This is a genomic window from uncultured Bifidobacterium sp. (assembly GCF_963540075.1).
GTDB lineage: Bacteria > Actinomycetota > Actinomycetes > Actinomycetales > Bifidobacteriaceae > Bifidobacterium.
The window spans coordinates 1-19814 of the sequence record NZ_CAUTOG010000016.1; the positions used below are offsets into that span (position 1 = coordinate 1).

The window sequence follows — 19814 nt, forward strand, 5'->3', positions numbered from 1 at the left end:
AGCCCGACACCGTCGACATCGACTCCATCGTCGTGCGTCCCCGCGCCGAGGGCTCATACACCAAACTGTTCCGGAAGGACTGACCGGGCCGTCCTCGGGCCGTCCTCGCGTACGGCGGAACCCCCCGACGGACGGTTTGCGGGGACGCCGTCCCGGAACCCGCGTGGCAGGGCGCCCGATGTCATGGAGGGCGCAGCATCAGGGGCGTCGGCTTCCATGGCTCCCTCGCAGCTTTCGCGCAGCAGCACGGTGACCGGGAGCTCGGTCGTCAGAGGCGGGGCATCCGGGGTGGCGATTCGTTCCATGATGGTGCTCACGGCCCCCCTTCCCAGGCTGAGCATGGGCTGACGGATCGTCGTGATGCGGGGGCTTGAGGAGTTCGTCTCGGCGATTCCGTCGAAACCCGTGACGATGACGTCCTGAGGTACGCGCAGGCCCTCGTCGTTCAGGGCTTTGAGCACGCCGAGGGCCATCTGGTCGTTGGCGCAGACCAGGGCGCGTGGAACCGCGCCACGGGCCTCGAGGTCTCGTGCTATCCCATAGGCGGTGACGAAGGAGAAGTCGCCCCTGTAGATGGGCACCGACGCCGGATTGATGCCTCGGGCCGCGAGCCCCTCCTGGAATCCGACGTATCTCTTGCGGTTGTCCGGCGACTTGTCGGGGCCGGCGATATATGCGAAATCCGACACTCCATGGGCATCGATGAGATGTTCGGTCAGCGTGCGCATCCCCTTGCGATTGCTCACTCTGACGAGGTCGTACCTCTGACCGTTGTCCGACGGGGCGTCGGCGACGAGTACGAGGGGGATGCGGTCGTGGAGGAACTCGATGGCGCGGTCGGGCACGCTTCCCGCGAGGATGACCAGGCCGTCGACCTTGCCCGCCATGTCGTTGACGACATGGACGACGTCCGGTTCGGAGCGACCCCGGCCGATGTTGACCATCAGCGACATCCCGCGTCTCCATGATTCCAGCTCGCAGCCGCGAAGCACCTCGTCGAAGTACAGCGAGTCGGAGCTCTTCGTCTCGGTGTGGCTCGGATCCAGCGTCACGTTGGCCGAGTCGTTCGTCGACAGCCTGAAGTCGTGCAGATCCTCCACCGCGTCGACGTTCGGCAGGAACAGCCCGATGATCCCCGTGCGATGCCCCGCGAGACTTCGCGCGCTTCCGCTGGGGACGTAGCCGAGGTCGTTGATGGCGTGCTCCACCAATTCGCGGGTGGGGCCTCGTACGCTGTCCGGCTTGCGAATTGCTCGTGACACCGTCGCGATCGAGACGCCCGCCCGTGCGGCGACGTCATATATCGTCGGCTTGGCCCCCACGGCGGCCTCCTTGGACATTTCTTTCTTACAACATTTTCATTGTAACATGATTGATTATCGAAGTCGTCACCGGGATTTGCTTGTTTTTGAGAGATAATGCCAGATATCAAGAGTTTTTTGTAGACTGATGACTTGCGCTCAATAATGAAAGCGCATACAATCCTAATCACTGCAATACAGCAGAGGGTTCGGAAGACGTGGACGCCTTCCGAACCGCGCGTTGTCAAGGAAGACAAGAAGGACAGGACATGAACAAGCGAAGCGTAGTCCAGCGCATCGCGGCGGCTGCGATAGCCGTGGCGACGATGCTCGGCATGGCCGCATGCGGCGGCGGGTCCGCGTCACAGGCATCCTCGGGAGGCTCGGAGCTTCTGTTCGGAGGTGACAACGGCAGCCCCACGTTCGTCAGGAACTTCAACCCCTTCTCCTCCAGCAAGCGGACGGGTGTCAACTTCATCTACGAACCGCTCGAAGTCGTTAACACCATTGATGGCAAGGCGACGCCCTTCCTGGCGACAGGCAGCACCATCGTGAATGCGAAGACCATCAAATACGTCATCCGCAAGGGCGTCACTTGGTCTGATGGCAAAGCTCTGACTGCGTCGGATGTCGTGTACACATTCAACCTGGTGAAGAAGAACGCCTCTCTGGACACTTTGGGGGTGTGGCAGCATATCTCCTCGATTTCCTCGAGTGGGAATGAGGTGACGTTCCATCTCAAGACAGCCGATGTGCCAGCGCAGACTATCATCGACCAGCAGATCATCGTTCCGGAGCACATCTGGAAGAACGTCAAGGACCCCGTGAAGTGGACCAACCAGAACCCCGTGGGCAGCGGTCCATACAAGCTGGCGACCTTCACGCCCAATCAGTACACACTGAAGAAGAACACCTCCTACTGGCAGGCCGACAAGGTGGCGGCGGACACCATCGTGCTCCCCGCATCCAACAAGCAGCTCGACCTGGTCAACAAGGGATATGACTGGGCATACTCGTACATCACCAACGTCGACAAGACGTGGGTCGGAGCCAACAAGCAGCACAACCACTACTGGTTCCCTCCTGGTGGGACGGTGTCGTTGTTCATGAATCTGACCAAGGCGCCCTTCACCGACCTTAACTTCCGCAAGGCGCTGAGCTATGCGATCAATCGTCAGAAGATCGCCGAGGACGCCGAGGAGGGCTACGTCGACGGGGCCACCCAGACCGGTCTGCTTCTGCCCAATCAGAAGAAGTGGGTGAATAGCTCCATAGCCAACGGTGGGAAGATCACGCAAAGCACGTCCAAGGCGCTGTCCTACTTCGCCAAGGCAGGTTATACGCAGAAGAACGGGAAGCTCGTCAATTCCTCAGGCAAACAGCTTGAAATCACCATCACCGTGCCAAACTCCTATACCGATTGGCTTCGTGGCGTTCAGACGCTGCAATCCCAATTGGCTAAACTGGGTATCTCCGTCAAGCTCAACCAGCCTCAGGCGGCCGCTTATACTCAGGCGTTGGACAACGGTGATTTTGACCTGATTATTTCCTCCTTCGGTGGGACCGGGAGCGTCTATCAGGATTACAACAACCTGCTCAACAGTGATTTCGCGGTTCCCGTCGGGCAGTCCACGACCGCCAACTTCCAGCGCTACAAGAACTCCAAGACCGACGCCCTGCTGGCCGAGCTCAAGTCCGCGACGACCGAGACCGAACAGAAGAAGATCGTCGACCAACTCCAGAAGGTGGTCTACGACCAGGTCCCCGTCATCGGCATGTTCTACGGCGGTCTCTGGGGGCTGTTCAGCACCAAGAACTTCACGGGCTGGCCCAGTGCAAGCAATCCGTACGCCCCTCCGAGCACATGGACCCAGACGAGCCTGCTGATCGTCACCCATCTGAAGAAGGCGTAATCGACCCTCATTGACCACCATCTGACATCTGAACCTTTCGTTCTCTCTCCGCAACCGTGTCCGCACGGACGTCGGGCGCCATCCCGGCGCCCGGGCGGACGCCATCACCTCTTCATGAAAAGAACGGTCCTATGCGCTATTTCCTTGGGAAGATCGGCCTGTTCCTCCTGACCCTCTGGGCTGCCATCACGGTGAACTTCATCCTGCCCAGGATGATGCCGGGCTCCCCCGCAGACGCGGCCATCGCGAAGCTCGCGCAGAACGGCCCCGTCACACCCGCGCTCCGCGCGTCGATCGAGGCCCAGCTCGGGATGCCGACCGGGAATGTCTTCAGCCAGTATCTGCAGTACCTCAACAGCATCGCCCATCTCGACTTCGGCGTCTCCTACAGCAACTTCCCGACGAGCGTGTCCAGTCTGATCGGCGCGGCCCTTCCCTGGACGCTCACGCTTGTCGGAGTCGTCACCATCCTGTCCTTCATCATCGGCACGACTCTCGGCGCCGTCATGGCCTGGCACCGCGGCACGGCGATCGACGCCGTCGGCAGCGTCGGCAGCTCGTTCCTGTCGGCCTTCCCCGCCTTCTGGCTCGCCCTGATGCTGCTGTACTTTCTGGGATACGTCGCCGGAATCTTCCCCACATCGGGCGCGTATTCGGCGTCTGCCGTTCCGAACCCCTCGGGCGCCTTCGTGATCGATGCCCTCGAGCACGCCATTCTTCCGGGGCTGACCATCCTGCTCACCTCGCTGGGGGGTTGGATCATGGGGATGCGCAACACCATGATCAGCACGCTTGGCGACGACTATGTGACCTTCGCGGAGGCGAACGGCCTGCGGCAGCGCACCGTGATGCTCAAATATGCGGCGCGCAACGCCCTCCTGCCGAACCTGACGTCATTCGGACTGGTTCTCGGCGGGGTCGTCGGAGGCTCGCTTCTCGTCGAGCAGGTCTTCAGCTATCCGGGCATCGGCATGCTGCTGTTCCAGGCGGTGACGAACCAGGACTACCCGCTGATGCAGGCGATCTTCCTCATGATCACCGTGAGCGTCCTCATCGCCAACTTCATCGTCGACCTGCTGTATGGCGTCCTCGATCCGAGAACCAGGAGGTAAAGGGATGTCTGTCAAAACAACTTCCCCAATCCATGACAAGGCCTTGGCGGCGTCCGTTCCGCCGCGGGCTTCGGAGTCGTCCGCACCCCTCGGCCCTTCGGAGCCCGAATCCGGACGCTCCGACGATAGCGGCAGGGACAACCCGGCTCTTCAGGCTCTGACCGTCGTCGGTCGGGGGTTCTCGACGGTCTGGTCGGTTCCCAAGGCGAGATTCGGTCTGGTGCTTTTCGGGCTGATCGTCCTCATCGCCGTTCTCGCCCCGGTCATCAGTCCGTACGATCCGAGTTCCGGGGATTTCGCCGCAGGGCTCGGGCCAACGTCCGGACACTGGCTCGGAACGACGGCCAACGGCCAGGACGTCCTGTCGCAGCTGATCTGGGGCGGAAGGATCTCCGTGATGGTGGCCATGGTCGCCGGTCTGCTCTCCACCATCATCGCGGTCATCGTCGGGCTTGGCTGGGGATACATGCGCAGCTTCGCCGGCGAGTTCATCGGGTTCATCGTCAATCTGTTCCTCGTCGTCCCCTCCCTTCCCCTGATGATCGTCATCGCGGCCTATCTTCAGAACGGCGGGATTAGCGTCATCATCCTGGTCATCGTCTTCACCGGATGGGCCTGGGGCTCGCGCGTGCTTCGGAGCCAGACCCAGACGCTGCGGTCCCGTGACTTCGTCACGGCGGCGCAGTTCAGCGGCGACGGCTCGTGGCGAATCATCTTCCATGAGATCTTCCCCAACATGCTGTCCCTGATCATCAACAACTTCTTCGGTGCGGCCACCGCCGCCGCGCTTGCCGAGGCCGGACTGGAGTTCCTCGGTCTGGGGGACTCGACGACCGTCAGCTGGGGCACGATGATCTACTGGGCCCAGAACAACAACGTCCTTCTGACCGGCCAGTGGGCTCTGCTTCTGGCCCCGGGACTCATGATCGCCCTTCTGGCGGTTTCCATGACCTTCATCAATTTCGGCGTGGATCGTCTGAGCAATCCGCGTCTGCGCGAAGGGAGCTCGCGATGAGTCTGCTGAGCGTCGATGGCCTGTCCATCGTCTATGACGTCGCCGACGGCGATCCGGTACGGGCCGTCAACGACGTGAGCTTCTCCCTTGACCAGGGGGAGTTCGTGGGCCTTGTCGGGGAGTCCGGATCGGGGAAATCCACCCTGGGGTTCGCCGTCACGCGTCTGTCGCGTCCTCCGGCACGGATCAGCTCCGGGCGCGTGCTCTTCGACGGACACGACATCACCGCCCTGAGCGATGAGGAGCTTCGTCGGCAGAGGCAGGGTGGATTCGCCATGGTTCTTCAGTCGGGGATGAACGCCCTCAACCCCGTTCGCACGGTCCGAAAGCATTTCATGGACGTGTTCGCCGCGCATCGTCATGTCCCCAAGGATGCCCGTGAGAAGCGCGCGCGTGAACTCGTCGGGAAGGTCGGTCTTCCTCCGAGCGTTCTTGACAGCTATCCGGGGGAGCTGTCCGGCGGGATGCGGCAGCGCGTCTCGATCGCCATCGCCCTTTCCCTCAATCCCAGACTGATGGTTTTCGACGAGCCGACGACCGCCCTGGACGTCCTCGTGCAGCATGAGGTCATGCAGACCATCCGTGAGCTGCAGCGGTCGGAGGGCTTTACGGCCATCCTCATCAGCCATGATCTCGGGATCGTTCTGGAGTCCACGCAGCGCGTGATGGTCATGCACAACGGGCATATCGTCGAGGACGCCCCGAGCGGACGGATTCTGAGGCATCCGAAGGACGACTATACGAGGATGCTGCTCAGCCATTACGGCGACCCACGCGCTGAGCATGTCGTCGTGCCGGGGCTCAGTCCCCGTGGCTCGCAGGTCTATCACGGGGCTGCGCCGGACGGGGCCCTGACGGTCTCCGTCTCGCATATCTGCAAGAGATATCCGGGTCCCCGACGTGGGGAGGCTCCCGTCCAGGCGGTCGATGATGTGTCCTTCACGCTGAGTCCCGGTCAGTCCATGGCTCTCGTCGGAGCGTCGGGGTCGGGCAAGTCGACGATCGCCAAGATGATTACCGGCGTCGAACGTCCGACGTCGGGAGCGATCAGTCTGGGAGACCGACGCATCGACGCGATGCGCAGCCGGCGGTCCCTCCGGTCGCTTCACGCCGATATCCAGATGGTCTTCCAGGATCCGTACGCCGCGCTCAACCCATTGCATACGGTCGAGTACACCCTTATGCGCCCCATTCTGAACTACACCGATCTGCGTGGGCGGAAGGCGCGGATGAGGATGCTCGAGCTTCTCGACACCGTGGGTCTTACGCCGGTCGAGCAGTTCGCCGCCAAGCTGCCCCATCAGCTTTCCGGAGGCCAGCGCCAACGCGTCGTCATCGCAAGGGCGCTGGCGAGCGATCCGAAGGTGCTCGTCGCCGACGAGCCCGTCTCCATGCTTGACATGACCCTGCGGGCCGGAGTTCTCGCGCTGCTTGACGACCTGCGTGTCCGTCTCGGAGTGAGCATGCTCTACATCACCCACGACCTGCTGTCGGCGAGGCTCATCACGGACGACATCATGGTCCTCAATCACGGGAAGGTCGTCGAGCGGGGAGCCACGGCGAGTGTTCTTCGCCATCCCCAGAACGAGTACACGAAACGGTTGCTCGATGCCATCCCTCGGCTGCAGACGACGGGGGAGGACCATGACGGGATGAACGATGAATGAGAGGCAGTCGACCATGCGCGATGGGATGGACGCGCTTCGGGGCCAGGGAATCATTCCCATGGAGCCCTTCGGGGCCCTTCCCTGTCCGAGGGAAGTGGAGACCCTGGCGTTCGTGACCTCCATAGGGCGGCTGACCGCCATCCGGTCGCGTCCGGGAACCGATTCGGATGTCATCAGAGGACAGGCGCTTCTTGTCCCCGGATTCACCGGATCGAAGGAGGACTTCTACGATCTGCTCCCCCTGCTGTCCAGACGAGGATGGGACGTCTGGGCCATATCCCAGCGTGGCCAGGCCGATTCGTCGTCGCCCGCAGGGGTCGATTCCTACGGTCGCGGGCGTACCGCCGAGGATGTGATCGAGGTCGCCAGGCGCATTTCCGTGGTCGGTGGCGGGGTCCCCCTCCATCTTGTGGGACACAGCTTCGGAGGGACCGTGGCGCAGGCTGCGGTCATCGCGAGGCCAGAGGCCTTCACCTCCCTCTCCCTCATGTCGTCGGGACCTCATGGATGGCCCGGCAGGAAGGCCGCCCTGCGGCAGCGTCTGCTCGACCATCCCGGCGGGGACCTCTGGCGGCTTGACAATCCCGATCTGGCCAGCGTGCGCGACGACGAGCTTGATGTCACCGATCTCTTCCAACGCCAGCGTTCGGAACGGACCAGCCGTGACGAGCTCATCGGGGCCATCGACCAGCTCGCCGACGTCCATGACACCACCGAGGAGATAGCGGGAACGGGTCTGCCCGTCCTGGTCCTCCACGGAGAGCATGACAGCCGGGCGTGGCCCCGCGAATGGCAGCGTCTGATGGCCCGGAGGCTGCACGCCCGCTATGAGGTCATTCCCGGTGCAGGGCATTGCCCCAACCAGGAGAAGCCGAATGAGACCGCCGGCCTGCTCGACGACTTCTGGTCGCATGCCGACGGCCGATAGGGCTCATGATTCGAAAGAGAGAACGACGATGATGACGAGCAAGACGACGGGGATTCCCCTACGCGGCAGCGCGGCGGCGCCCCTCAGGGCCGTGGCATCAGGGGGTCTGCGCATAGCCCTCACCGCGAACGGCGACATCCGGAAGATTACATGCGGTGACCTTCAGATCTCTCAATACGAACCCACGGACGACGATTCCGGCGTCGCGGGCATCTGGCTGCGTCGGCTTGGAGCCGGCAATCGGGTTGATGCGGCGCTTCCGCTGATCGGCGCCCTGTCGGCGTCGTCCTGGACATGCGACGGCAGGCACGCCGGCTGGCGCGGCGAGGATGACCGGCTCGGGATCTCCTGGACCGTATGGCTTGCGCCCGTGGCGGTTCCCGAATCCAGCGGGATACCAGGGGCGACCGGATGGATGTGGTCGGTACGGGTCGCCGGACGCACCACCGAGGCGCGTTCCGCGGAATGGGACCTTGTGACCGCCCAGGACCTTGCCCTCGCTCCCCAGGCTCAGGCCATGAGCAGCGAGCCCTACGTCTCGCAATACGTGGCCTTCCGATGCGCCGAGGATGACGGGCTGGGGACGGTTCTCTCCGCACGTCAGACCATGGCGTCGGCTCCGGTCCTGCCGCTGTTCGCGACCGTGATGGCCCAGGGCGTCCGAGGATGTCTGACGGACGGCTTCGACTTCCATGGCCGCCGGGCGAGGATGGGGGAGCCGCCGAAGGCGCTTTCCCTGGCGGACTGGGGGACGGACGTCAACCAGTACGAGTTCGCCATGGCCTGCCTCGACTCCCGTCCGATTCATCTGTCGGACGATGGCAGAATGTCATGGGATCAGCTGTGCATATGTTCACCCGACTATCGGGGGCCTCTGGACGGCCTGGCCGGATGTGTCCGGGACGCTCTGCGATCGCTGGACGGCGAAAGCGATGATTCCGCAGGCGGGGATCCTCTGATGAACGGCATGTGGGTCCCTCCGCGGCCGCATGCCATGGCTCGGATCCCCGTTCTCAATGGGGATGCCCCGGATGAGACGGATCTCGTCGACTGGTCGGGCGGGAGGATTCTGTCCCCCGAAACCGATGCCGACGGACGCCTGCTTTCGTTCTTCACGCCCGATGCGGGACATGTCGTGTCCCAGGCCAAGGAGCTCGAGGTCGATCGCTCGCACGGGCAGATTCTTCTCGCTGGCGTGTCCGACGGGAACATCGTGCCCATGCGCCCGACGATGGCGACGACGACCTATGCGGCCGGTGTTTTCGCCTCCCATCTTGTGCTTGGGAACACCAATCTGAACCGTCTGCTGTCGGTGCAGCGCAATGCGCTCAACCTTTGTCGTTCGGCGGGCGTCCGTCTCTTCGTCCGGAACAGGGGAGGCTGGCGCGTGCTCGGAGAACCGTCGGCCTTCCGCATGGACATCGGAGGGTCGCGGTGGCTGTATCGTCTGGAAGGACGGAGCATCGAGGTGCGGACCGTCGCCGAGCCCGATGCCGACGGGTTCCACATCAGGGTCAGCTCAAGCTCTCCCACGGATATGGTCATGACGATGAACGTCGAGGATCCGCATCTGTGGCAAGTGGTGCCGCCGTCGGCGGATGGCCGCGTCGTCATGCTCACTCCCGCGCGGGATTCTGCGGCTTTTCGCCATGGCGTCAACCTCGCGTATGCTCTCGGAGTCGATGGCGCCCGCCCGGCGTTCGACGAACCCTTCGCCGATCGTTCCGAGGAATCCGGCTCGAGCGGGATCCGAGTCCGTTCCGGTGCGTCCGTTCCGCGCATCATCTCCTTCCGAGTCGACGCGGCCACGAGCATGCATGCCGTCCTGGCCGCCTCGCTCAAGGGGGCTGAGCGAGCGAGCCGTCTCGCTCTGAGGATGCTGGGGGATGGATCCTCCTATTCCTCACTGGTGGCGCGCCATGTCCGGTCGGTTTCGGATGTGTCCTGCGGTCTCGTCGTGCGGGGCGAAGGGCGCCTGTCCGAGGTCAATCTGCTCATCCCATGGTTCGTCCAGAACGCCCTTGTGCATCTTCTTTCCCCTCACGGGCTGGAACAGTATTCGGGCGCGGCATGGGGAACGAGGGACGTCTGCCAGGGGCCCTTCGAAATGGCTCTCGCCTTCGGGCGCTTCGACGACGCACGGGCGATTCTTCTTGAGGTGTTCCGCCATCAGGCGACGGATGGTTCTCTTCCGCAGTGGTTCATGTTCGATGAGTACGCGGAGCTTTTCCAGCGTGAGGCGCATGGGGACATCCCGGTCTGGCCGATGATGGCGCTGGCCGAATACCTGCGTACGCAGGAGGACGCGTCCATTCTCGAGGAACGGGTCCCGTTCCGGGACGCTTCCGGCATGGCCGGCGGAGCGCATGACTCCGGCAACGGCGTCGCTGGTGACGGAACCGCCACGGTACTTGACCATGTCCGCCGTACGTTGCGGTACATACGTGGGCACCGGGTGCCCGGAACCGCCATCTACAGCTATGGGGAGGGCGACTGGGACGATACGCTCCAGCCCGCCCAGGAATCGCTCAAGAAGCGCATGGCATCGTCCTGGACCATAGCTCTGCTGTTCCAGGCCTCGAGATGGCTGGCGACGGAGCTGAGGCGGGCCGGCCATGAGGATGACGCCCGGGAGTTCGACCGCGAGGCCGCGATAATCGGCGAGGACTATCCCCGCGATTTCATCGTCGACGGCGTTCTGGCCGGGTACGTGGTCTTCGGATCCGATGGAAGCAGACCCGTCATCCATCCGAAGGACGATCGCACGGGACTGCGCTACCGGCTCATTCCCATGACGCAGGCGGTCGTCGCGGGACTGTTCACCCCCTCCCAGGCGGCCGACCATATGAGGCTTATCGAGGAGCATCTGCACTACCCGGACGGTGTGCGCCTCATGGACCGTCCGGCGATGTTCCAAGACGGCGTCACGTCAGTGTTCCGACGTGCCGAGCAGGCGGCCAACATCGGCCGTGAGATCGGCCTCATGTATACGCATGCGCATATCCGCTACGCCGAGGCCCTTGCGGCCCTGGGGGATTCGGGACTGGTCCGCGAGCTGCTCAGAATCAGCCCCGTCGGGCAGTTCTCGCGGCTGTCGACGAGTGAACCCAGACAGCGCAACTGCTACTTCGCATCATCGGACGCCGATTTCCCCGACCGCTATACCGCGACCAGGGAGTGGGACAGACTGCGGGCCGGCTCGTCTCGCCCCGTGGGGGTCCGAGGTGGCTGGCGCGTCTATTCCTCGGGTCCTGGAATCTACCTGCGGATGATCATGCAGCACGTCTTCGGTCTGACCGTCGAGTCTGACCGACTGATCGTCGATCCGGTGCTTGATGCCGAGGACGACGGTACCGTCATCGACGTGCGGCTTTTCGGGAGGAAACGGACGATTCGCTATACGGTGTCGCCCTCCTCCGGACGCGTCAGCGCAAGCGCTGATGGGCGCGAGCTTGCAGGAGACCACGAGGATCTTCCCTATCGGTCCGGGGGGCTTGTCATCTCCCGGGAATCTCTGGACGACGCGGATCTGATCGATGTGACGGTTCCTCTGAGGACGGCATCCGCGCGTGAATCACGATAGGACATGGGCGGTAAGGAAGGGTGACGACATGAATGCGGATCGCATACGCGAGCTTCTCGGAAGGATGACGCTTGAGGAGAAGATCGGACAGCTTGTACAGCTCACGGGCGACTTCTATTCGGAGGACGCCGAGAAAAGAACCGGCCCCATGGAGGCGTTGGGGCTGACGCCTGACGAGGTCGCGAACGCCGGTAGCATCCTCGGCGTCGGAGGCGCCAGCGAATGCCGTCGCATCCAGAGCCGGTACATCCGGCGGCATCGTCTGCATATCCCCACGTTGTTCATGGCGGACGTCATCCATGGGTGCCGAACGATCTTCCCGGTGCCGCTGGGGCTGGGATGCTCGTGGGACGAGGCCGCTGCGGAGCGTGCGGCGAGGGTCGCCGCCGAGGAGTCCTCCGCATGCGGCATAGACGTGACGTTCTCCCCCATGGCGGATCTTGTACGGGATCCACGGTGGGGGCGGGTCGTGGAATCGACGGGGGAGGATGTCCTCCTCAACTCGCGATTCGCCGCGGCGATGGTGCGTGGCTATCAGGGGGTCGATCCCTCCGCGCTTCACGACGACGTGACCAGAGTCGCGGCCTGCGTGAAGCATTTCGCCGGGTACGGGGCGCCCATTGCGGGACGCGACTACAACACGGTCGACATGTCCGAATGGATGCTCCGGGACCGCTATCTTCCCGCCTATCATGCGGCCATCGAAGCGGGAGCACGTCTTGTCATGACCGCCTTCAACGTTATCGAGGGGATTCCGGCGACCGCCAACGTCCGCCTCCAGCAGGGCGTCCTGCGTGACGAGTGGGGGTTCGACGGCGTTCTCATCTCCGACTTCGGTGCGATTCGGGAGCTCGAGCGCCATGGCGTCGCCCGTGACGACGACGAGGCCGCGGCCAAGGCCATGCGAGCCGGAGTCGACATCGACATGATGTCGGTGTGCTACCTGCGTGGGCTGCGTCATCTCGTCGAGGACGGGATCGTGCCGTTGTCTGTCGTGGACGAGGCCGTTCTGCGCGTCCTGACGCTGAAGAACGAGCTCGGACTGTTCGAGAACCCCTTCCGAGGCGCCGACGAGGCCGCCGAACGTGCCGTCGTCATGTCGCCCGGGCATCGTCGTCAGGCTCGCGAGGTCGCCGAGGAATCCATGGTGCTGCTGCGCAATGAGGACGGTCTGCTTCCGCTTTCGGCCGGACGGCAGACCGTCGCCCTGATCGGGCCATTCGCCGTCTCCCATGACGTTCTGGGGCCCTGGTCATGGCAGGGGAATCCGGACCAGGCCGTGTCTCTTGACGCGGGCATGCGCGGATGCGATGAGGACGTTCTTGTCGGAGAACGGGATTTCGATCCGGTCTCCCCGTCGACGGCGGCACTTGACGAGGCCTTGGAGCTGTCGGAACGAGCTGATGTGACGGTTCTGGCGCTCGGTGAACCTTCATGGATGAGCGGGGAGGCGTCCAGCCGATCGGACATCCGTCTGCCGAAGGCCCAGAGGGATCTGGTCACGCGTCTGCTCGCCCGGAAGGCCCGGCTCGTCGTCGTTCTGTTCAACGGCCGTCCCCTCGACCTCTCGGGCCTGGACGGAGTCGGCTCGATTCTCGAGGCCTGGTATCCCGGGACGGAGGCCGGGACTGCCGTGGCTCGGCTGCTGTACGGAGAGGTCTCTCCGTCCGGACGCCTGACGATGTCGTTCCCGAGATCCGTCGGCCAGATTCCCGTCTACTACGACCATGACAGCACGGGCCGGCCATTCGAGGGGGACCCTGATGAGAAGTACGTCTCCCATTATCTCGATGTGCCCAACGACCCCGCCTATCCCTTCGGCTTTGGACTGACGTATGGCCGCGTGTCCTACGGTTCGCCGGACGTCTCCTCCCAGGTCTTCGGCGTCGGCAGGCCCCTTCATGTCGAAACGGAGGTGCATAACGTCTCCGACCGTGACGTCACGGAGGTCGTCCAGCTCTATGTTCATGACGTCGACGCCGAGACCGTGCGCCCGGTGAGCTCGCTGAAGGGATTCCAGAGGGTGCTGGTTCCGGCGGGGGCATCGGTGCGGGTCCCGTTCGTGCTTCGTGAGGAGGATATGCGATACGTTCATTCCGACGGGCGTACGACCAGTGATCCCGGGGACGTCGACATCATGGTCGGCCCCGACAGCGCATCCACCGGCGTGCCCGTTCGCGTCAGGCTGGTTTCGTAGGGGGTGGCGCCCTCCGTCCGTGTCGTCGGTGCCCCCGGATGCCGGGCTGCTCCGGGACCCGGGCGGCGCCGCCCATACGGGATCGCCCGGCCCCTCCCAGGAGCAAAGAAAACCCCCGACCGGAACCCGGTCAGGGGGCAGAAAGGGATGCTAGAAAGGGATGCTAATGCACAATCCCTCCTCAGACCCTACGCCAGATGGCTCCTCATGAACCACTGGAACTTCTCCAGGTCCTGGACGTGGTCCTGGACGATGTTCGAGCTGATGACGTCCAGCTCGTCCAGCTCTCTGATGGCCTCGCGGTCGTCGGTGATGAAGGCGTCATAGTAGTCGATAAGCGCCTTGAGGTATTCCTCGGTGGAGTGACGACCCGTCAGGTCGATGCCCTTCCACGTGCGCTGGCGCACGATGGCGTCGGGTCGGCCGTCGGGCGAACCTCCGAGAGTGGCGATGCGTTCGGCGGTCTCATCGGCCTGATTGAGAACGACATCCACCTGCGGGTCGAGCATCTCATGCACGGCGATGAAGTTCGGCCCGGTCACGTTCCAGTGGGCGTGCTTGAGAACGAGCGCGGCCTCCTGCTCCTGCGCGAGACGACCGGCGAGAATGGCGATGGTCTTCTCCGAGGCGGCCTCATCGAGCCCCGGCACGACGAATGAGAGTGTCATGTCCGTCCTTTCGTAGATGGAAACGGTATCTCCATTCTATCGGTCGGCATCGCACGTGGTCCCGTTCCGGCGTCCCGTGAAATCCCTTGCATTCCGTGGATCTCCCGTGTCCGTCGGCTCGGCGTCGCGCCGTGAGCGTCCTGTGGCCCGAGACCCGTCGGAGCCGTTCCGGGCGACGGTCCGCATGCGGGGCCGCGGACGGAACGGGTGGACCGTCCGTCACTTCCGCGGGTCCTCTCCCCCGTCATGCGCGCCATCCGGATGGGAGCCGTCGGGACGGGCATCCGCCGCATTGGCGACCCGTCGCACCTCGATCGTGTCGATTCTCCGGCCGTCCACCTTGGTGACGACCATGTCGTATCCGTCGTCCGTGTGCAGGACGTCGCCGACCACCCCCAGCTTTCCGGTATGCGCCAGGAAGTATCCGGCGACCGTCTCGTAGGGGCCGTCCTCGAGCTCGATGCCCGTCAGATCCGCGAAGTCCTCGATGGTCATGCCGCCCTCGACGGCGGCCACGCCGTTGACGAAGGCCGCTCCGGCGTCGTCCGTGCTCTTCTTCCCGGGCAGATCGTATTCGTCGCGGATGTCGCCGACGAGCTCCTCCGTCATGTCCTCAAGAGTGACGATGCCGTCGGTCCCGCCGTACTCGTCGATGACCACGGCCAGGTGAATCCCCCTCTTGCGCAGCAGCTCGAGGCTGGGCAGCAGCTTGGAGGTGCCGGGCAGGGATATGCCCTCGCGCGTGACGTCGGCCACCGTCCGCGCGCTTGGGTCGCGCACGTCGAGCAGGTCGCGCACATGGACGAAGCCGAGGACGTCGTCGAAGTCCTTCCCGGTGACGGGATAGCGCGAGTAGGGCATGTTCCGCACGAAGGCGGCGGCCTCCTTGAGGCTCCGGCTTCCGTCGAGGAACACGACGTCGGCGCGCGGTCGCATGACCTCGGCGACGATGGTCTCGGAGGCGTCGAACACGTCGTCAAGGATGGTGCGTTCATCCTTGCTCAGACGGGAGTTGGTGTTCACCAGGACGCGGAGCTCGTCGTCGGAGACCTCGCTTTCGGTCTCGTTCGGATCGAATCCCATAAGTCGGACGATGCCGTCGGTGTTCTTTCCGATCAGCCAGATGATCGGCCGGCAGATCGTGGCGAAGACGTCGATGGCGGGCACCACGGCCCGGGCGATCCGTTCGGTGCGCTGCATGGCGATGCGTTTGGGCACCATTTCGGAGATGACGATCGAGCAGTAGGAGATGATCAGGGTGAGGACGATCGTCGTCAGAGGAGCGGCGACGTGGACGGGCACTCCCCAGCCTTCGACGACGGGCACGACGGAGGGCGAGATGGCGGATTCGCCGAAGGACGCCGAGAGGAATCCGGACAGGGTCACGCCGATCTGCACGGTGGACAGGAAGGTGTTGGGGTCGCGGGCGATGGCCGCCACCCGGGCACCCCGGGCGTCCTCCTGCTCCATCTGGTCGACCTGGGAGCCGCGCAGGCTCACCAGGGCCAGCTCGGTTCCCGCGAACACCGAGCCGAGCACGAGGAACACGAAGATGAGAAGGATGTTCAGACCGAGCGACATGACTCCACTCTAGGGGATTTGCCGGTCATCGAAGAGGCCGGACGCCGCGGCCGGACCCTCCACAGGCGACGAGCCGGGGGTCGCTCCGGTCCGGACGTCAGGGGGTGGGGAACATGCCCTCGCGGCGGATCGACCGGATCAGTAGGACAGAACCTCGACGAGACCATCGGTCAGTCGGTAGCGCGCGCCCACGATGGTCAGCGTCCGCTGCGCCAGGGCCTGCCGGATGACCTCGGAATCGGCCGTGAGCCGTTCGATCGTGCGAGCCACATGGATTCTTTCGATGTCATCGGTGGAGTCGAGTTCCGATCGTCGGGCCACGATCACCGAACCGCCGACCGAACGGATGATGGGGGAGTCGGATTCCGCGACGGCCGCGGCGAGATCGTCCAGTCGTGCGTCCGAGGACGCCGTCCGATCCGCATCCCCTGATCCTTCCGCCGAAACGGAGGCCACGGGAGCCTGCTTCGCGGCCGACGCCTCCGCGGAGGTGAGTTCCTTCTCGACGGCGGTGAGCGCAGTCACGGCTCCCTGCACGGCACCGCAGTGCTCGTGTCCGAGAATCACCAGCAGCCCGGTATGCAGGTCCTGCACGGCGAATTCCAACGAGGCTATGACGGCCTCGTCAAGCACCTCGCCGGCGGTGCGCACGACGAAAAGATCCCCCAGGCCCTCGTCGAAGACGATTTCCGGGGGCACGCGGGAGTCACCGCAGGAGAGGACCGCGGCGTCGGGATGCTGCCCGTCGATGAGCGACTCCCGCGTTTCACGGTCCTGCCAGGGATGTTCGGCTCTTCCGGTGGCGAAGCGGCGGTTTCCTGCGAGCATGCGGCTCCAGGTGGCGTTGGCCGTCGGCGTTCCGGCGGAGCCGTCGGCCTCGGCGTTGCGGGGGCTCGTCACGTCCTCGGCGTCATCGTTGCCGGTCGTGTTGTCGCTCATGTCTTCTCCGTTCCGGATCGTCGGTCGGACGGTCGGCTGCGTCGGTGATGGATGATTTCCGCTCCGGTTCCGGGCGATGCGGCATCGGAGGCGGTCTTCCGACCTGTCCTGGGAAACGTCCGTGACGATGTGAGACGGGCGCCATGCCTGAACCGGAGATGTTTCATGGAACCGTATCCATCCTAGATACCGTGAGGCCGCAATGCGGCGGAGATTCCGCAGAAACGGCGGAATGCCGGGATACTGTGAGCCTCGCCACAGTTCGCGCTCTGCCGAACCAGCGTCGCTGAGATAGCATGGAGCCACAAAGCCTTCCGAGAATCTGTCCGGATCGTGGACACCAGGGTCCGAACAGGCGGACGGCACGGATGGCCGGCCGTGTCCCGGCCCACGACAACGGAGTAGCGAGGTATTCCCATGACGCTTCTGCAGCACGAGCTGACCGATTTCACGGTGAACGCGTTCCAGGACAACGACTTCCACACGGTGAGCAAGAAGGACCTTCTCGGACACTGGTCGGTCCTCTTCTTCTACCCGGCTGACTTCACTTTCGTCTGCCCCACCGAGCTTGAGGACCTGGCGGGGAAGTACGAGGACTTCAAGAAGATCGGCTGTGAGATCTACTCGGTGTCCCATGACACGCATTTCACTCACAAGGCGTGGCATGACACCAACGAGAAGATCGCCAAGATCCAGTACCCGATGCTTGCCGATCCCACCGCCGTTCTCGCGCGCGACCTCGACACCTACAACGAGGAGCTCGGCCAGGCCGAGCGCGGCGACTTCATCATCAACCCGGATGGCAGGGTCGTGGCCTACGAGGTCATCTCCTCCAACGTCGGCCGCAACGCCGACGAGCTGCTGCGCCGCGTCCAGGCCAGCCAGTTCGTCTACCAGCACGGTGACCAGGTCTGCCCGGCCAAGTGGACCCCCGGCGACGAGACCATCGCTCCGAGCCTCGACCTCGTCGGACAGCTGTGAGTCCTATGACCGCGGACAAGGACAGCGACCTCTATGACGTCGTCGTCATCGGCGGCGGTCCGGCCGGGCTGACCGCCGGTCTGTATCTGGCGCGTGCGCGCTATCGCGTGCTTGTTCTCGAGCGCGCCGACTACGGCGGACAGATCGCCATCACCTCGGAGGTCGTGAACTACCCTGGCATCGCCGTGACCGATGGCGCCAAACTCACCGAAACGATGCGCCGGCAGGCGGAGAACTTCGGTGCGGAGTTCCGTGCGGCCGAAGCCACGGGCATCGACGCCGATGCCGACGTCAAGGTGGTCCATACCTCGCGCGGGGACGTGCGTTGCTTCGGCGTGGTCGTCGCCACCGGCGCCAGCCCGCGCAAGATCGGCTTCTCCGGCGAGGAGGAGTACGCGGGACGCGGCGTGGCGTACTGCGCGACATGTGATGGCGAGTTCTTCACCAACCGTGAGGTGCTTGTCGTCGGCGGCGGATTCGCCGCCGCGGAGGAATCGGTGTTCCTCACCAAATACGCCAGCAGGGTGACGATCCTCGTCCGTGAGGAGGACTTCACATGCGACGCCTCCGTGGCCGCCGAGGCCAAGGAGCATCCGAAGATCGACATCCGCTACCATACGGAGCTTGACGGCGTCTCCGCCGGGCAGGGAGGCCTTGTCGAGGCCACTCTGCGTGATGTGGAGACGGGACAGGAGACCACCTGGCGACCCGTTGACGGAGGGACCTTCGGCGTCTTCGTCTTCGCCGGCTATGTGCCCCAGACGGACCTGCTCAAAGGCGTCGTGGAGCTGGACGACCGCGGCTACGTGGTGACCCACGGGTATCTTGAGACCTCGGTGCCGGGCGTATACGCCGCCGGCGACCTGCGTGTCAAGAACCTCCGGCAGGTAGTCACCGCCACCTCGGACGGTGCCGTCGCCGCGGTAGAGCTTGAACGCTACGCCTCGCAGATGAGCAAGAAGACGGGCCTTGTCCCGCCGCGCCCGACGGAGTCCGCCTACGAGAAGGAGAAGGAGAAGGAAGCCGCGGCCGCGAAGACCTCGGGGACCTCCCCCGCTCCCGCGGCCGTTTCGGAAACCACCGACGCCGCGACCACGGCGAAGGAGGCGTCCGGCTTCTTCGGCGACGACGTGAAGCAGCAGCTCGCCGTGGTGTTCTCGCGGATGAACCGGCCGCTGGTGCTCCGTCTCGCGTTGGACGGCACCCCGCTGTCCGAGGAGCTCGAAGGCTTCATCGATGAGCTCGTGACTCTCAGCGGCGGGAAGCTTGGCGTCGCCAAAGCCGGGAATCCGGCCACCGAGAACGGCCAGGGCAGAGCGGAGTTCGACCCTGCGGGCGTCTTTCCCGAGGCCCGGCCCGAGGTGCGCATCTGCACGCGTGACGACGACGGGACGCTTCATCCCACCGGACTCGCCTTCCACGGGGTGCCCAGCGGTCATGAGTTCAACTCCTTCGTGCTTGCGCTGTACAACGCCGCAGGCCCGGGGCAGAAGGTGGACGACGACACCGCCTCGCGCATCGAGGGCATCTCCGACCCGGTGAACGTCATGCTGCTGGTGTCCCTCACCTGCACGATGTGCCCCACGACCGTGCTGTCCTCGCAACGCATCGCCGCCCAGAACCCGAAGGTGCGCGCCGAGGCCTATGACCTCGCGCACTTCCCCGAGCTCAAGGATCGCTACAACGTCATGAGCGTGCCGTGCATCGTCATCACGGGTCCCAACGGCGACCAGAAGGTGGAGTTCGGCAAGAAGAGCGTCCCCCAGATGCTCGATCTCATCGGCGCCTGAGATTCGTCGATGTCGGGTCGTCTCCGTTCCGTGCCGTCCGGCATGTGTTCGGAGACGGTCGTCTCGGCCTGAACCTGACGGAGACGTCGACGGAACGGGATGGCCGATGGAAAGGGAAACGGGAAGGCCCCGCGGAGAT

General features: G+C 64.2%; 13 protein-coding genes. 9 read left to right on the forward strand and 4 right to left on the reverse strand.

The genetic code is table 11. The annotated features are described in order from the left end of the window. Positions 1–53: 53 nt before the first annotated feature. Complete coding sequence (locus tag RWX87_RS03275) at positions 54–1340, reverse strand: LacI family DNA-binding transcriptional regulator (RefSeq protein WP_314686895.1); 1287 nt, start codon at positions 1338–1340, stop codon at positions 54–56. Positions 1341–1570: 230 nt separating this feature from the next. On the opposite strand from RWX87_RS03275, the gene RWX87_RS03280 reads away from it, so the two are divergent. From RWX87_RS03280 to RWX87_RS03310, 7 genes are all read left to right on the forward strand, one after another. Next, positions 1571–3214 carry an ABC transporter substrate-binding protein gene (locus RWX87_RS03280; protein ID WP_314686897.1) on the forward strand — a complete coding sequence of 548 codons (1644 nt, stop codon included), beginning with the start codon at positions 1571–1573 and terminating at the stop codon, positions 3212–3214. A 131-nt stretch (positions 3215–3345) separates the two neighbouring features. Further along, on the forward strand, positions 3346–4326 hold the full coding sequence (locus RWX87_RS03285) for an ABC transporter permease (RefSeq protein WP_314686900.1): 981 nt from the start codon (positions 3346–3348) through the stop codon (positions 4324–4326). Positions 4327–4330: 4 nt separating this feature from the next. Then, positions 4331–5341, forward strand: a complete 1011-nt coding sequence (locus tag RWX87_RS03290) for an ABC transporter permease (protein WP_314686902.1) — start codon at positions 4331–4333, stop codon at positions 5339–5341. Further along, positions 5338–7008 carry an ABC transporter ATP-binding protein gene (locus tag RWX87_RS03295; protein WP_314686904.1) on the forward strand — a complete coding sequence of 557 codons (1671 nt, stop codon included), beginning with the start codon at positions 5338–5340 and terminating at the stop codon, positions 7006–7008. Before RWX87_RS03290 ends, RWX87_RS03295 begins: the two co-directional genes overlap by 4 nt. Next, entirely contained in the window at positions 7001–7936 is a 936-nt protein-coding gene (locus RWX87_RS03300; protein WP_314686905.1) for an alpha/beta hydrolase, read from the forward strand. The genes RWX87_RS03295 and RWX87_RS03300 overlap by 8 nt, the downstream gene beginning before the upstream one ends. Before the next feature lie 28 nt (positions 7937–7964). Continuing rightward, positions 7965–11519: a GH36-type glycosyl hydrolase domain-containing protein gene (locus RWX87_RS03305; RefSeq protein ID WP_314686907.1), complete on the forward strand. Its 3555-nt coding sequence runs from the start codon at positions 7965–7967 to the stop codon at positions 11517–11519. A 28-nt stretch (positions 11520–11547) separates the two neighbouring features. After that, positions 11548–13716 (forward strand): glycoside hydrolase family 3 N-terminal domain-containing protein, encoded by a 2169-nt coding sequence (locus RWX87_RS03310; RefSeq protein ID WP_314686910.1) that lies wholly within the window; start codon positions 11548–11550, stop codon positions 13714–13716. A 188-nt stretch (positions 13717–13904) separates the two neighbouring features. Here RWX87_RS03310 and RWX87_RS03315 read toward each other — a convergent pair whose 3' ends face one another. The 3 genes from RWX87_RS03315 to RWX87_RS03325 all read right to left on the reverse strand — a co-directional run bounded on the left by RWX87_RS03315 (position 13905) and on the right by RWX87_RS03325 (position 16793). Further along, a complete protein-coding gene (locus RWX87_RS03315) occupies positions 13905–14384 on the reverse strand; it encodes a DNA starvation/stationary phase protection protein (protein ID WP_314686913.1) in 480 nt (159 codons plus the stop codon). Positions 14385–14603: 219 nt separating this feature from the next. Beyond that, positions 14604–15965, reverse strand: coding sequence for a hemolysin family protein (locus RWX87_RS03320; protein ID WP_314686915.1), 1362 nt, complete (start codon positions 15963–15965; stop codon positions 14604–14606). 138 nt (positions 15966–16103) lie between these two features. Then, positions 16104–16793 (reverse strand): carbonic anhydrase, encoded by a 690-nt coding sequence (locus RWX87_RS03325; protein ID WP_314686937.1) that lies wholly within the window; start codon positions 16791–16793, stop codon positions 16104–16106. A gap of 528 nt (positions 16794–17321) precedes the next feature. Between RWX87_RS03325 and ahpC the strand changes: the two genes are divergently transcribed. Continuing rightward, positions 17322–17885, forward strand: coding sequence for an alkyl hydroperoxide reductase subunit C (ahpC, locus tag RWX87_RS03330; protein WP_314686918.1), 564 nt, complete (start codon positions 17322–17324; stop codon positions 17883–17885). Between the two features lie 5 nt (positions 17886–17890). Beyond that, positions 17891–19675 carry an FAD-dependent oxidoreductase gene (locus RWX87_RS03335; RefSeq protein ID WP_314686921.1) on the forward strand — a complete coding sequence of 595 codons (1785 nt, stop codon included), beginning with the start codon at positions 17891–17893 and terminating at the stop codon, positions 19673–19675. Positions 19676–19814: the final 139 nt, after the last annotated feature.